Origin of the sequence: Thermogemmatispora aurantia (genome assembly GCF_008974285.1) — a bacterium.
Lineage (GTDB): Bacteria > Chloroflexota > Ktedonobacteria > Ktedonobacterales > Ktedonobacteraceae > Thermogemmatispora > Thermogemmatispora aurantia.
Genome location: NZ_BKZV01000007.1, coordinates 50211 through 64097, shown reverse-complemented (window position 1 = coordinate 64097; position 13887 = coordinate 50211). Strand labels below are relative to the sequence as shown.

Sequence of the window (13887 nt, the reverse complement as noted above, 5' to 3'; positions counted from 1 at the left end):
ACCGTGAGGTGAGGTCTCTGCCAGCGAGCGACCTGCTTCCTCGCCAGCCAGGAGGAGGCAGGGCAGCTATCCTATGACTATAAGAATATCCAAAGAGGACGGGCGTCCTTGCCCTTTCCGGATGAGTGGATGGATGGAAGAGACGAAGACACAGAGAGAAGGCAGTCTCTAGTAAGAGGTGAGCATCTACAGCGGTAAACAATAGCCACAAAAGAAAGAGGCCAAAGGCTCAGGCACCGCCACGACCGCTCAGCATCACCAGTGGGGTCAAAGCGATGAGCCTGAGATCTTCCCAGATCGATTGGCGTTGCAGATAAGCAATATCCATCTCAACCATCGTCTTAAAATCGACCTTGCTGCGTCCATAGACTTGCCAGTAGCCAGTCAGGCCAGGCTTGCCTGCGAGGCGCAGCCAGTCCCGTTCACTATACTGTTCCACCTCATAAGGCAGGGGAGGGCGTGGTCCGACGAGCGACATCTCTCCGTGCAGCACATTAAAGAACTGTGGTAATTCATCCAGACTAGTACGGCGGAGCAGACGACCGATTCTCGTAATGCGCGGATCATCGTTCAACTTGTAAGGATTGGCAGCCTGCTGGCTACTGCTGAGCCGATCACCGTTCATATAACGCCTGATAGCCTCGCGATGCAGATAATCATCGCTATTGGCATACATCGAGCGGAACTTCAGCAGCGTAAATTCCTTACCGTTCAATCCCAGGCGCTTTTGGCGGAAGAAGACAGGGCCAGACGAATCGAGCCGGATCAGGACGGCTATCACCCCCATCACCGCCAGGAGTAGAGGCAACAAAGCCAGGGTAACGGTTACATCGACCAGTCGTTTGAGGCGCAGGTAGCCAGGGTCAACAGGGATTTGCAAACGAGGTTCAGCGAGAACCGCCATTGAGCATCCTCCCTCCACAGAGCGTAGAGACAGCGTGTGTACAGCCGTTGTCAGATACTGGCCGTGTTCTGTTTAATTAAGAGAATAGCGCTCTGAGGTAGAGAACGGGTGCAGGTGCTTATAAAGATATGGATAAAGAAAGCTCTGACCGAGGCTGGGATGGTACACAATGGTTGAGTCGTCATTGTCGAGCTATCTGCTGAGCCTGACGTCGCCCCTCAGCGGCGCCTACACACAGAGAGGAGAGCAGCGGCAGCAGCCAGAGGCCGTCTCACAGGCCAGGCTCATACCCTGACCACCTCTATTTCCAGGCAAGCTTCTCGTTCAGACCAACGCGCAGCTGTGCCCAGCAGGGAGCAGAGGCGCAGCATAGTGGTAACAAGCTCCTCACGATCGGAGCCGTGGGCTCTCCGGGCCTGGAAAGCCCGTATCACCGTCGGGTAGAGCCGCAGGCGCATGAGCTGAGATCCGACAATTTCAATGCTAAAGATGAAGCTAAGATCGTTGCGCCCACGCGGCTCAACGGCGTAATCGTCGACAAAGTCGCCACAACTATAGAGCACCGGGCGCCCTCGATAGATCTCAATACCACGTACGACATGAGGGGAATGGCCATAAACAATATCCGCCCCCGCATCGATGAGCGCGTGCGCGAAAGCTCGATGTTCTGCTGGTGGAGTACCGCCCCAATTGCCACCCCAGTGCAGGGAAACAATCAGCCAATCAACTTGAGCGCGCACAGCCCTGAGCGCAGCGCGCAGCTCTGCAGCCCGCGGGTCGCTCAGGGCCATCGGCATATACCAGATACCGGGCCGCTCAGGGCCAGCCTCCCAAGCCGGCTCGTTATCGGTGAGTGCCAGCAGCCCCAGTTTCTGACCAGCTGTTTCCCAGAGAGCAGGCTGCCTGGCCTCTGCGCTATTGCTCCCTGCACCAGCAAAGTGAATGCCGGCCCGGCGCAGTACAGCAAGCATCTGCAGCAGAGCCTCGTAGCCAAAGTCGAGTGTATGATTATTCGCCAATGAGACTGCCTTGATGTGCGCCTCCTGTAACGCCGCCACGTTGCGCGTGTCTGAACGGAAGTGGAAGACCTTTGGTGTGAGCGACCAGGGGCTACCTGTATCAGCGAGAACACACTCCAGATTACAGATACACACATCCGCCTGTAACAGAAGCGGGAGAGTATCTCCCCAGGGATAGGTCGCTTCAACTTGCTGCAGGACCTGGTTCATTAGGCGTCCAAGCATGACATCGCCCAGGAACAGAAGTCGAAACAGTCTGGCGTTGTTCGATGAAGCTACCATGCCTTCCTCCTCCAGTTGCAAGAGAGGGGAACGAAGAGCGAGGCTAGACGGCAGCCTTGACTAGGGATGAGAGTCTGATCCCAAGGTCACCACCTTGGCCTGATCCTCTTGCAGCACCTGAGACCGGGGTAGATTTTTGGTCTCCTGGCGCCGAATGATCAGCCCTCCAACGAGGATACAGAGACCATAGCACAGTCCCATCATAAACCAGGGAAAGCGGAAGTTGACCAGGTAAAGAGGAATGAACAGATTGCTTCCGACAAAGGCGCCGATCAGACCTATCGTGCTGTAGAGACCCTGAATACGTGCGCGCACGTGATTTCCAGAAAAGGCTGCCAGATGAGCATCAATGGCCGGCTGGACAAAGGCATAAACGATCCCATGCACGGCGAATAACAGCAAGGCCAACAGGGCCTGACTTAGCATTCCATAGAGGAAGTAGAGCGGCACCTGGGCCAGACCAAAGATTAAGATCAGTGTGGAACGCCGCCGGCGATCAGCCACTTTCCCCCCAAGCGGGGAGCAAATCGTGTTCGGCACCGCCCAGGCGGTGTAAGTTAGGCCAATCAGGGCCACGGAAGCCTGCAAGTGATCATGCATCCAGACTGGCGTCAGGGTGAGATCAAAGCCTAAATAGAGATAGTCCCCAAAGGCAATTAGATAGGAAGCGAGCAGCGGCCAGGCAAATAACTCCTTGAAGACACTACCGAGGGCAGGCTGCTTTGCATTGCGGGAGCGAGCCTGTGGTTCCTTCCGAATGAGCAGCATAACAAGAACGATACCTACCAGCCGGATGAAAATCGCCCCTATAAAAGCCCAGCTGTAGCCTAGGGAGGCTATCAATCCCCCAAGCGCCGGCCCAAGTAGAAAACTGGCATTGAAAAAGGCGTTAAAGACTCCAAATGCTTCACCTTGCTGCTCAACAGGCACGGCATCAATGAGTAACGCCCGCGCCGCCGGCAGCAGGGAGGCCGCTGCGATTCCTTCCAGGAAGCGCAGAACGATAAAGAGGACCGGATCGGAGACGGGGAGATAGAGCGCGGAGAGTAATGCTTGCGCCGCCATGCCGATGAGGATCACCTGCTTGCGTCCCCAGCGATCGGCTAGCCAGCCTAACGGGTAGCCAAAGAGAAAGTCAGAAACCAGGTAGGCTGAGGCCATCGCGCCAATAATCGGTAATGAGGCACCGTGCTCCTGGGCGTAAAGAACGCGCACAGGGTTGATCATTGCTGTGCCTATATAGGCCCCAAGCACAGAAAAGGAGATGGCAAGCAGAGTTCGGTTGCGGAAGCCAGGACTGTCGAGAACTGACTTGATAAAACGCTGAAGGACCGACGTTCGCTGATATCGTTTATTTGCAGTCATAGGTGTAATAGCGGCAGACCCTCTTCCTGCGCTCACCAATAGCGCAGTGCAAGAGCCAGTATTGTATTCTATCCTGCGCTCCTGCTCAAAAGCAAGAGAGAACAGAGAAAGGTCCATTCGCTTGCTTACTTGCTATACCAGCCACTCCCTCATTACGCCACCCCCTCTCGTGACTCTGATCTGTCCCTTCTCCAGCTATCTCATCGCCGCCGGCTGATTGCTCGTGCGTATCGCACAATGATCTATTCCTGATACTACGCGCTATGCCAGAAGTGCCTTTCCCCTTGACGTCAATGTTAGGTCATGCTAATATCTGAGTTGCTTACTCTGATTTGGGATCGTTCCTTGCACTACCGCAAGGGAAGAGCACTTTTCCTCCCAGGTGGTTGGTAGCTGGCGGAGGCAGACCTCCCCTCTCCCACTACAAGGCGACTCCCAGGTAGCTCTCTCTTGTGGTCTTCTATTTCAGGCAAAGGACAAGATAGATGAGCAATTTCTGCTTTGGTATTGAACACGAGGTGGCTTTTGTTGACCACAATGGACGCTTTGTGGATTTCGTTTCGACTCCTTATAGCCTGCTTCAGGCCGTGGTTGAAGAGCTGCCGCTCTATCCCGGCGATGAACAGCAGCTGCGTATCGGCGATGCCGGTATTCGTCTCAAGCGTTGGTACCTTGAAGCTCTGGAGCGGCTCAGCCCTGAAGGCGAGTGGTTGACCTGCCTTCCAAAGGGAATAGAAATCAGGACGACCATTCATCCTGACATCGAGAGCGCTATTGACGAGTTGCAAGAGAGTTTCGCTCTCCTTTGCCAGGTAGCTGCTCGCCACGGCTTCACTCCGGTCTTGACGAGCTATAACCCCTATCAAACCTGCCTCATTCTCGATCCTCCGCTCAATTCTTATGAATGGCGCCTGCTGGATCGCTCGCCAGAAGATCGCACCGCCCTGAGCACCTTTCTGACCTACGGCCCCGATCTCAGCCTGTCTTGCCCGAGCTGGTCGACAGAACTGCTGATCGATCGGGGGCGTAAATTGACCTATTATAGTCCCTATATCGTGCCATTTAGCTTCAGCTCGCCCTTTTACGAGGGCAAGCTCTGGGAAGGACTCTCTGTGCGTACATTTCTGCGTACTGGCCAACGTCCAGCAGCGCTGGTCTTCATCGCGGATGAGACCAAGTTACTCTATAGCAACCCTTCGCTGACGAAGCTGGCACGTATTCCGGCAGAGATAGGGCGGCTGGAATTCAAAGCCTGTGATAGCTGCGCGGATTTCTCGCTCTATGCCGCACTGCTGGCTCTCCTCAAGGGCCTGACACTCGATGATACTCTGCCCGGACGAGCCACTGTGCCCGATGCTAACCTTCATCAGCGCGCGGCTCTGCGCGGTTTTGAGGACGAGACAATTTTCGAGGGGGCACAGCAGATCCTGACAGCTGCTGCACAAGCCTTAAGCGAGGATGAGAACTACTCATTGCTGGAACCGCTTTTCGCGCTTCTGGAACAGCGTCAGACACCTGCTCAGCAGATGATCAAGCACTACCGCCAGACAGGTAGCTTGCAGGAGGCGCTGCGCTTCCCTTATCTGGTCTCACAGGGAATGGCCTGCGAAACCAGGCAGAGAAGCGTAGCAACCTCATGAGGTTTTCTGAGTGAGGAGGGCCTAGGTACGGCTATGGCTATGGGCGGCAATGAAGTCGCGGACGCGCTGCCAGGCATCGGCACAGGCTTCGGCATACTCGCTGTAGCGACGGTCAAAGAAACTATGGGGCGCCCCTTCATAGATGTGAATCTGGTGCTCAAGGCCGCGTTGGCGTAGTTTTTCCTCTAGCTCGTGCACCTGGCTGACAGGAATGCCTTGATCCGCGCCTCCAAAGAGGCCGAGCAGCGGATAAACCAGTTGATCGGCACGCTCCAGTGCCGTGCCATTACCCGCAATTGGGCGGCTCAGCCCTGCATAAAAGGCTATCAGACCGGCAAAGCCGAAGGAGCGATCGCAGCCCGAGAGGATGGTTAAACTGCCACCCATACAGAAGCCAACGGGGAAGGTCGCTCCCTCGGCACTGGCGTGGCTGCGCAGGTAGTCGAGAGCTGCCCTCACATCCAGAAAGAAGTTCTCTAGCTTGAGCTGCTGGACATGGGGCCAGAATTCAAAGGAATCGTCGCGCGCTGTTAATCCGGCGGTCCTTCCAAAATAGTCGAGCGCGATGGCGGCGATGCCAATGTCGGCAAAGCGCAGAGCTAGCTCTTTGTAGAATTGATGCAAGCCACGGACGTCAGGATAGATGATCACCTGCGCTCCCGTGGGGGCCGCAGGACGGGCAAAGTAGGCCGCAAAGCGGTTGCCATCCGCGGCAGTGAGAACCAGGTCTTCTCCTTGAGCTTGCCCATCCGCCCCATCTGGCACGGGTGGACGAGCATTGTCATCGTAGCACATGGCTTGAGTAACCTCCCTCGCTAATCTCTGTTTCCTTGTCTTTCCTCATGATAGCGCATCAGGCAAGAATTGCAACAGGTCCTGGCCCCAGCGGGGCAATGGACGACGATAACCATTCCGCCAGCGATCTACGAGGCGGTTGGTGGGGTCGGTTGCTCCTGGTTGGCACCACTCCCGACCAGGCCGATCTGGCATTGCCCGGCATCGAGCAGGGCCTCTCGATCTGGTCGGCGCTCGGGCAGCAAAGCCCCCAGCATGATCAGCAATAGACAGGCGATAAGGACAGGAAGAAAAGCAAGAGCCGGCACCCCGAGGTGGTCCCAGAGGGCTCCGCCAATGAGTGGACCAATGAAGGCCACTGCATAGGTGAGCGAGAGGGTCATGCCGGTCAGACGAGCGACTTCACTGGGCGAGGCCAGCAAAGCGGGCAATGCTACTCCGAGGGTGAAAACGAGGGCGGAGCCAGCGCCAATGAGAGCCGCCCAGATAACTTCCAGCCCGGCAGGCGAGAGGAGCCAGCCTATGAGGGAGATGGCACAAACGATGCCTGCCCCAATAAAGGGCCAGCGCCTCCCCGCCAATTGCTGGGCGAAAAGAGTAACCGCCAGACTCGATGGGAGCTGAGCGGTGTTGAGAACGCCCAGCACCAGGGGCGTGACGGCTGCTCGTTGTAGGGCTGCGTTATAGGGGGCAATCCAGGCATTCATGCCGAAATAGATAAGGCTTCCTCCGCCCAGCAAGATGCCCAGGTGCCAGGCATTAACACGTCGCCCTTGCCTTGCCTTTCCAAGATGAGCCTCTGCTTCCTGAGCGGATCGCTGCGTTATCGCCGGCTGGGGTGCTGGAGGCGCTGGTGGCGGCTCTCGAAGCTGTCTGCCCGGTGTACGTGGCGCGAACACCAGCCAGCCCAGTAGCAGGACAAGCGCTGGCACTCCCCAAAAAATAAAGGTGGCTCGCCAGTTGCCAGGACCAAAGAAGCGCTGCATCAGGGGCACGGTTAGTCCAGCAGCCAGCGCTTCGCCGATGATGAGGCCGTCGCTGAAGAGGGCCGTTACCAGGCCCACGGAGCGCGGGAACCAGTGGCGCGCCAGAGGTGGGACGGCTGTCTGAGCAAGCACGATGCCAAGACAGAGCAGCAGGGTAAAGCAAAAGAGCGTCACCGCCGACGGCCACAAGGCTCGCAGGATCGCCCCTATACCAAGCAGAAGCAGACCAAGGGCGACGCAGGTCCGCTCTCCAAGGCGCTCGACAACAAGGCCAAGCGACCAGGCGCTTGCGCCAAGAGTCAGCGGCGGGAGCGCCGTCAACAGGCCAACCTCGAAATAAGAGAGCGCCAGATCATGCTGCACCAGTGGTAGCACTGGAGGGACTCCGAGGATGATGGATCGGAGATTTAACCCAACCAGGGTCAACAGGCCGCAACAGAGAATCATACGCCAGTTGGAGAGGGAACGGACCTCTGCATCAGCTACTACCTGTTTCAATGCTCTGCTCCAGAGATGAGGTTTGAGGGGAAAGGAAGATAACGCTTGCTTCCATCGTGAGCAGCTGCCCTTTCATTATAGGCCGCCGGCTATCCACATCGCAAATCTCCCCCCGCTTCTTGCAAGCTATGGTATAATTACCAAAGCAGTTGAGAGAACAAGCAGCTGCATGCAAAGTATGGGAAAGGCGATGGAGTCCGCCGCGCCACCTGACTTGCGCTGAGCGAGCGAAGTGGCGAAACCGCAGAGGACAACCAGCACTGCTGATGGCTCCTGATTTACGCCTGGCGGCGCAAATCAGGGGTTTTTTGTCTCTCCCGCCAGAGAAGCCTCTCCCCCACTCTCTTCTTCCTCTGTCTGCGTCTCCCAGGCCCTGTCTGTTTGCCAGCAATCACTGGTTCTGTGCCAATCAGGAGGAGAAGAGTGTCGGAAAACCTGTGGTTCATCGCGGCTATCTGGATGGCGCTGGCTCTCTTAGCCAGCTTGATCTCGATTCGCCCGGGCCTGGCTGTTGGCCTGGTGGAAATCGTTCTGGGGGTCATCGGCGGCAATAGCCATCTGCTCTACTCGACGGCCTGGAGTGACTTTCTGGCAAGCCTCGGTTCGGTCTTGCTGGCCTTCCTAGCAGGAGCAGAAATCGAGCCGACAGTTTTTCGTCGTCATCTCGGGCCCAGTCTGCTCATCGGCTGCACCTCGTTTATGGTACCCCCGCTGGGGCTTTTGCCTTCACGTTGTTGATCAGCCACTGGAGCTGGCAAGCCTCAGAGCGGGCCGGGATAGCTCTTTCAACGACATCCGTAGCCGTGATGTACGCGGTGATGGTCGAGACGGGCCTCAATCGAGGCGAGATTGGCAAGCTCATTCTGGCAGCCTGTTTTGTGACTGACCTGGGAACAGTGCTGGCCTCGGGACTACTCTTTGTCGGCTCCTCGCTCTGGATGCTGGCCTTCATCTCAGTCACTGCCCTCGTACTCTGGAGCCTGCCAGCATTTGCCAGCTGGAGTTTTCTCCATCAGGGAGGAGGAGTGAGTGAGTTCGAGGTAAAGCTCTTGCGGCTCGTGCTCTTCGCCCTTGGCGGCCTGGCCAGTCTGGCTGGAAGCAAGGCGGCCTTGCCCGCCTATCTCATCGGGTTGGTAATGGCTGGCCTCTTTGAGCACGAGCGCGCACTGATGCAGCGGCTGCGCTCAATAGCCTTTGCCTTCCTGACGCCCTTTTTCTTCTTGAAAGCCGGTATGTATATCCCGCTATCAGCACTGATAAGCGGAGCCTTCTTGATTCTCAGCCTCTTCTGCATGAAGCTTGGCACGAAGTTCGCTGGTGTATGGCCTCTGGCCCACGCCTTCAGGCTCCAGGCACGCGAGGGAACCTACACAACGCTGCTCATGTCCACTGGCCTGACTTTGGGGAGCATCGCGACTCTCTATGGCTTAACCCACCAGATTATTGGGCAGGAACAGTATACGGCGCTGGCGACCGTGGTTGTGCCTTCGGCTTTCGTACCGACGCTCATCGCTCAGACCCGGTTCTTGCCACGGCATGAGGCTCTGCCCGCACGGAGGATGATCCGCTAATAGAGCTAGTCGAGGCTGAGCATGAGACCCGTGGCTGAAGATCAGATAAGAGGCCACCAGGATCAGAAGAGAGACAAGGAGTCTTTCCCCCTCTTCCTGTGTGGGTGTATGAACGCATAGAATAAGGAGCAGCGGCATGGCGGTAGTCACTTTACCCAACTCCCGTTGTGCCCTGAGCCAAAAGACTTCGTTTTGACAACGACCGATTATTCTCGCCCCGTGAACCGGTGAGGAGAAAGGCTGATTATGAGTAGCCTGACGCTCAAAAGAGCGGCCTTTCGCTTTGTGCTGTTGATCGGTATATTGAGCTTCTTTGCGGACTTCACCTATGAAGGAGCCCGGGGCATCCTCGGTCCCTATCTGGCGCTGCTCGGGGCTGGGGCGGCTTTGATCGGCGTCGTAACCGGGCTGGGTGAGCTACTTGGCTACGGCCTGCGTCTCGTCTCTGGCCCTCTGAGTGATCGCACTGGCCAATACTGGCCGGTCACAATTGTGGGCTATGTCGTGCAGATGGTCTCAGTTCCCTTGCTGGCTGTAGCGGGTAGCTGGCCATTGGCCGCCTTATTGATCATCCTCGAACGAGCCGGCAAGGCGATCCGCAATCCACCGCGAGATGTCATGCTGTCGCAGGCCGCTCATGAGATGGGCTATGGCTGGGCTTTCGGTTTTCACGAGGCCCTCGATCAGTTTGGGGCCTTGCTGGGGCCACTCGCTGTAGCTGCGGTACTGGCCTGGCGGGGGAACTACCGCCTGGCCTTTGCTTCGCTGGCAGTCAGTGCTGCGTTAACCTTGCTGCTTCTTTTGCTTGCTCGTCTGCTCTACCCTCGTCCTCACGAGCTGGCCCCCGCCCCCCAGGTGGCCACCCCCCAAGCGCTGCCAGCTACGTACTGGGTCTATCTGGTCGGGGCCGTTCTGGTGGCCGCCGGTTTCGCCGATTTCCCTCTGATAGCCTATCATTTCGCCCGTGTCTCCAGCGTGCCCTCCACGCTGGTCCCAGTCTTTTATGCCATTGCGATGGGAAGTAGCGGCTTAGGATCGCTCCTGTGTGGACGACTCTTCGATCGTCTGGGGATGGGCATTCTGATTCCTTTGACAGTTCTGGCAGCTTTGTTTGCACCGCTGGTTTTCCTGGGAGGCTTCTGGCTGGCCCTGCTCGGAGTGGTCGTCTGGGGCCTCGGCATGGGTGTCCACGAGTCGCTTATTCCCGCCGCCGTGGCCTTAATGGTACCTGGTCAACGCCGTGCCTCCGCCTATGGCATCTTCACCGCCGGCTACGGTATCTGCTGGTTCCTCGGCAGCGCCCTGATCGGTCTGCTCTACAGCGTGGCACTGCCGCTCGCTATCACCTTCTGCTTGCTGGCCGAGCTACTGGCCATCCCTTTCTTCATAATCGCCAGTCGCCAGTTGCGGCGGGCAGCCAGGCCAGCCTGAGCCTTCTTCAGTACCGCTGCCGGCTCGACTCTCCTTCGTTCATCTACCAGCTACCAGCCAGCGAGAGACGAGGCTAGAGGCCGGACTGCTCGTTATCGAGAACGGCCTCTAGGCCCTCAGTTCTCCAGCGCTTGAGGTCAAGGGGAAGGCCGGCGATGAGGAAATAGGCCCTCGCGGCGGCCCGGGCCAGGCGCTGATTGACCAGCCCTAGCAGGTCGCGGTAACCTCGTCCCAGGGGAGAGAGCGGCACGATGCCTAACCCCACTTCGTTAGAGACGACGATGAGCTGTTGATCAGATCGTAAGGCGCGGGCCGCCTGCAGAAGGCGCTCAACTTCTCCCAGGACCTGGGCCTCTCGCTCGGGACTGATCGCCGCCATCTCTGGCTCTGCTTGCTCATGGGCTTGCAACAGGTTGCTCAGCCAGAGCGTCAGGCAATCGAGCAGGAGCACATCAGCAACTTTGGCTGCTTGATGAACGGCCCACTCCAACCGTAACGGTTCTTCAAAGGTGTACCAGTCCCCAGGACGCTCGGCTCGATGTCGTCGGATGCGCTCAGCCATCTCCTGATCGCTGGCTGTCGCGGTGGCAATAAAAGCTACACGCCGCTTGCTAGCCGCGGCCAGGCGCAGGGCAAAGCGGCTTTTGCCGCTGCGTGCCCCTCCCAGGATAAATGTCAACTGGGCAACGACAGCTCCAGATCCTGTTTTCTCTCCGTTCATGTGAAGCTCACTCCTGACCTTCATCTAAAGAGAGACATGCATCAGTAGAAAGAGCAGCAAGGCGCACACCTCGCAGATCTCGCCCAAGGCCCCACAAACGTCACCCGTCAGGCCGCCAAGCGAGCGTGTCACGGCTACGCCCAGGCCAACGACCAGGAGATTGCTCAGTAGCCAGACAAAGAGGCCAATGAGGTGAGCGAAGAGGAGGGCCATTAACGCACTGCTGAGACCAGCCAACAGAAGACGCCGCAGGGTCACAGCTTGATGGAAGGCCGCCCCCAGCCCATCAGGGCGCGCCGCCGGGAAGAGACCACCAGCCAGCACCATTGCCCAGCGCCCCAGGGTCGGCGCGACCAGGAGCGCAGCCAGCAGACTCCAGAAGGGGAGACTGGCCAGGATAGTGAAACGCAGCAGTAATAGCGTCACAGCACCCAGAACTCCAAAACTTCCAACACGACTATCGTGCATGATCTCCAGGCGACGCTCGCGTCCGAAGCCCCCAAAGAGGCCATCGCAGCTGTCCATGACACCATCCAGGTGCAGGCCGCCCGTGAAGGTGATCTCGACAAGGACCAGCAGAGCTGCCAGGACAAGCGCGGGAACACGTGCGGTGAACAAGACGGCGAACACACAAAGGATCGCCCCGAGGATGAGGCCAACGAGAGGGTAATAGACGCTCCCCACAATCGGCACAGCGCTTCCCTCTTCGCTGCTTGCTAAGAGGCGCCTCCCAGGTAACGGCAAGATGGTCAGAAACAGAACCGCTGCGACAAGCTCAGCATATTGATTACGACAGAAGCGACCCAGCCGGGTCCACGGTCTCCAAATGGCCTGTAAGGCCAGACTGGTCTGGGAATCATCAGAGCGCATACGCATACCATTCCTCCTCTTCGCTTGCAGGCAGCATCGGCTAATCACAGGCCCTGTTCGGCGAGTTGAGTATGGATGAGCAGCCAAACGCTTAATGCTGGCCTGTCAACAGTTTACCGCTCCCTGTTTGACCTATTATAATAGAAATTGTTCAATCTATTTGACCAGCGCAACGATGCATTGCAGAGATGGACAGGTAGTGAAGCGAAGCAAAGGAGACAGCGCCCACGCCAGGCGTCGCCGTTGCGAGCAGCCCTGGAAGGGAGGTCAGGCAAAGACTGCTGGCCGTGCTGTGTGACAGCGTGATCCCTGCTCCATCTCGTGCTCTTCGCGCCCTGCCTCGGGCCAGGCGCAGCGCCAGTCATCTCGTTACGCCGGTGTTAACAGCTACAGCGCCACCCGGAGAACCCAACGATGGGGGGAGAAGCCATGATTCACCTTTTCAGCTACCTCCACCTCCCGCGTCGCCATCTTGCGCACACGGGACACGACTCGTCTTTCCAGTCCCGGAGCAGCGCAACGCATTTGTCGCTGCCGATAATTCTCCTCTCGCTACTCCTCATCCTCTTCTGCTCGACAGGGCTGCTGGCCTGCGGTGGAACAGCGAGCAGTAGCAATACGCTGCTCTTCGGCGCCCCGATTTCGCTCACGGGGTCCACCGCGACCGAAGGTCATCTTACCCTGGAAGGCTACCAGCTTTGGGTCAAAGAGGTCAATGCCCACGGCGGCATTAAAGTGGGGAACACCACCTACCAGGTTGCGCTCAAGTACTATGATGATGGCAGCAGCCCTACCAGGAGTGCTCAGCTCACTCAGCAACTGATTACTGCCGATAAAGTCAATTTCCTCCTCGGCCCCTACGGCACATCAGCCACCCTGCAGGACGAAGCCATTGCTGAACGCTACAAGATCCCAATGGTTGAGGCCAATGGCGCAGCCAAAGCGATTTTCTCTCGCGGTTTTCACTACATCTTCGGCGTACTCAGCCCGGCCTCGGAGTACGCCAAGGTCATGTTGGAAGCAGCCCTGAGCCTGCCTACCCCCCCGCAGACTGTGGCCATCATTTCAGCCAACGACTCTTTCTCTGAGGAGGTGGCTACTGCCGCCCGCGACTTCGCCAGCAGTCACGGCATGGAGGTCGTTTACTATCAGACCTACCCATCGGGGGCTACTGATCTGACAGGAGTACTGACAGCCTTGAAAACTTCGGCCCACGGAGGCGTCCCCGATATGCTGCTTGGCTCGGGTCACGAAAGCGAAGCCGTGACGACCATGAAAGAGTGCAAGCAGCTCAACATCAATGCCAAGCTCTATGCCTTTACAGTCGGACCTGCTACCCCTGACTTTATCACTTCGCTCGGCCCCGATGCCAACTACGTCTTGGGATCTTCACAGTGGACTCCCCAAGAGCGCTATCAGGGCATCGATTTCTTTGGTACTCCAGCCAACTACGAGCGGATTTACAAGCAGACCTTTGGTCACGAGCCATCCTATCAGTCTGCCGAGTCCACCGCTGCTGGTCTGGCCTTCCAGTATGCCATCCAGAACGCCGGTTCGATCGACCCTCAGAAGGTGCGCGACGCCCTGGCTCGGCTCAATATTACGACCTTCTATGGCGTCATTCGCTTCGATGCTACCGGAGCCAATACGTTTAAGCCGATGGCGACCATCCAGATCCAGAATGGCCAGGTGGTGACCGTCTATCCCAAGGAGATCGCTAACGCACAGCTGCTTTATCCAACTCCTCCTCTATCCCAGCGCTAGCATTGTTCATCGGCTCGCTCGAGCAAGAAGAAGGCCACTGA

Annotated in this window: 12 protein-coding genes and 1 riboswitch; of the genes, 5 read left to right on the top strand and 7 right to left on the bottom strand. The window is 57.6% G+C overall.

Annotated elements, in window-relative coordinates:
* Positions 1–229: 229 nt before the first annotated feature.
* The 3 genes from KTAU_RS18630 to KTAU_RS18620 all read right to left on the bottom strand — a co-directional run bounded on the left by KTAU_RS18630 (position 230) and on the right by KTAU_RS18620 (position 3570).
* Positions 230–904: a sugar transferase gene (locus KTAU_RS18630; protein ID WP_151729793.1), complete on the bottom strand. Its 675-nt coding sequence runs from the start codon at positions 902–904 to the stop codon at positions 230–232.
* Positions 905–1188: 284 nt separating this feature from the next.
* On the bottom strand, positions 1189–2205 hold the full coding sequence (locus KTAU_RS18625; protein ID WP_151729792.1) for a CapA family protein: 1017 nt from the start codon (positions 2203–2205) through the stop codon (positions 1189–1191).
* 60 nt (positions 2206–2265) lie between these two features.
* Positions 2266–3570, bottom strand: a complete 1305-nt coding sequence (locus KTAU_RS18620; protein ID WP_228026534.1) for an MFS transporter — start codon at positions 3568–3570, stop codon at positions 2266–2268.
* 485 nt (positions 3571–4055) lie between these two features.
* Between KTAU_RS18620 and KTAU_RS18615 the strand changes: the two genes are divergently transcribed.
* Entirely contained in the window at positions 4056–5210 is a 1155-nt protein-coding gene (locus KTAU_RS18615) for a glutamate--cysteine ligase family protein (protein WP_151729790.1), read from the top strand.
* Positions 5211–5231: 21 nt separating this feature from the next.
* Here the strand turns inward: KTAU_RS18615 and KTAU_RS18610 are convergent, their stop codons facing one another.
* Positions 5232–6005, bottom strand: a complete 774-nt coding sequence (locus KTAU_RS18610) for a dienelactone hydrolase family protein (RefSeq protein ID WP_151729789.1) — start codon at positions 6003–6005, stop codon at positions 5232–5234.
* 128 nt (positions 6006–6133) lie between these two features.
* Positions 6134–7489 (bottom strand): MFS transporter, encoded by a 1356-nt coding sequence (locus tag KTAU_RS18605; protein ID WP_151729788.1) that lies wholly within the window; start codon positions 7487–7489, stop codon positions 6134–6136.
* 177 nt (positions 7490–7666) lie between these two features.
* Positions 7667–7772, top strand: a riboswitch (Fluoride riboswitch).
* Between the two features lie 140 nt (positions 7773–7912).
* Between KTAU_RS18605 and KTAU_RS22230 the strand changes: the two genes are divergently transcribed.
* The 3 genes from KTAU_RS22230 (at position 7913) to KTAU_RS18595 (ending at position 10491) form a co-directional block, all read left to right on the top strand.
* Positions 7913–8227 (top strand): cation:proton antiporter domain-containing protein, encoded by a 315-nt coding sequence (locus tag KTAU_RS22230; protein ID WP_265576355.1) that lies wholly within the window; start codon positions 7913–7915, stop codon positions 8225–8227.
* On the top strand, positions 8221–9060 hold the full coding sequence (locus tag KTAU_RS18600) for a cation:proton antiporter (protein WP_308789054.1): 840 nt from the start codon (positions 8221–8223) through the stop codon (positions 9058–9060). Before KTAU_RS22230 ends, KTAU_RS18600 begins: the two co-directional genes overlap by 7 nt.
* Before the next feature lie 246 nt (positions 9061–9306).
* Entirely contained in the window at positions 9307–10491 is a 1185-nt protein-coding gene (locus KTAU_RS18595) for an MFS transporter (protein ID WP_151729787.1), read from the top strand.
* Positions 10492–10564: 73 nt separating this feature from the next.
* On the opposite strand, the gene cobU is transcribed toward KTAU_RS18595, so the two are convergent.
* Together cobU and cobS are read right to left on the bottom strand one after the other, a co-directional pair.
* Positions 10565–11212 carry a bifunctional adenosylcobinamide kinase/adenosylcobinamide-phosphate guanylyltransferase gene (gene cobU / locus KTAU_RS18590; RefSeq protein WP_151729786.1) on the bottom strand — a complete coding sequence of 216 codons (648 nt, stop codon included), beginning with the start codon at positions 11210–11212 and terminating at the stop codon, positions 10565–10567.
* 24 nt (positions 11213–11236) lie between these two features.
* Entirely contained in the window at positions 11237–12088 is an 852-nt protein-coding gene (gene cobS / locus KTAU_RS18585) for an adenosylcobinamide-GDP ribazoletransferase (protein WP_151729785.1), read from the bottom strand.
* A gap of 519 nt (positions 12089–12607) precedes the next feature.
* On the opposite strand from cobS, the gene KTAU_RS18580 reads away from it, so the two are divergent.
* Positions 12608–13846 carry an amino acid ABC transporter substrate-binding protein gene (locus KTAU_RS18580; protein WP_170293422.1) on the top strand — a complete coding sequence of 413 codons (1239 nt, stop codon included), beginning with the start codon at positions 12608–12610 and terminating at the stop codon, positions 13844–13846.
* Positions 13847–13887 lie beyond the last annotated feature (41 nt).

Coding starts and splice junctions, on each gene's coding strand:
- KTAU_RS18615 (WP_151729790.1), top strand. CDS start 4,056: ATGAGCAATTTCTGCTTTGGTATTGAACACGAGGTGGCTTTTGTTGAC.
- KTAU_RS18610 (WP_151729789.1), bottom strand. CDS start 6,005: ATGTGCTACGATGACAATGCTCGTCCACCCGTGCCAGATGGGGCGGAT.
- KTAU_RS18620 (WP_228026534.1), bottom strand. CDS start 3,570: ATGACTGCAAATAAACGATATCAGCGAACGTCGGTCCTTCAGCGTTTT.
- KTAU_RS18625 (WP_151729792.1), bottom strand. CDS start 2,205: ATGGTAGCTTCATCGAACAACGCCAGACTGTTTCGACTTCTGTTCCTG.
- cobS (WP_151729785.1), bottom strand. CDS start 12,088: ATGCGTATGCGCTCTGATGATTCCCAGACCAGTCTGGCCTTACAGGCC.
- KTAU_RS18630 (WP_151729793.1), bottom strand. CDS start 904: ATGGCGGTTCTCGCTGAACCTCGTTTGCAAATCCCTGTTGACCCTGGC.
- cobU (WP_151729786.1), bottom strand. CDS start 11,212: ATGAACGGAGAGAAAACAGGATCTGGAGCTGTCGTTGCCCAGTTGACA.
- KTAU_RS18595 (WP_151729787.1), top strand. CDS start 9,307: ATGAGTAGCCTGACGCTCAAAAGAGCGGCCTTTCGCTTTGTGCTGTTG.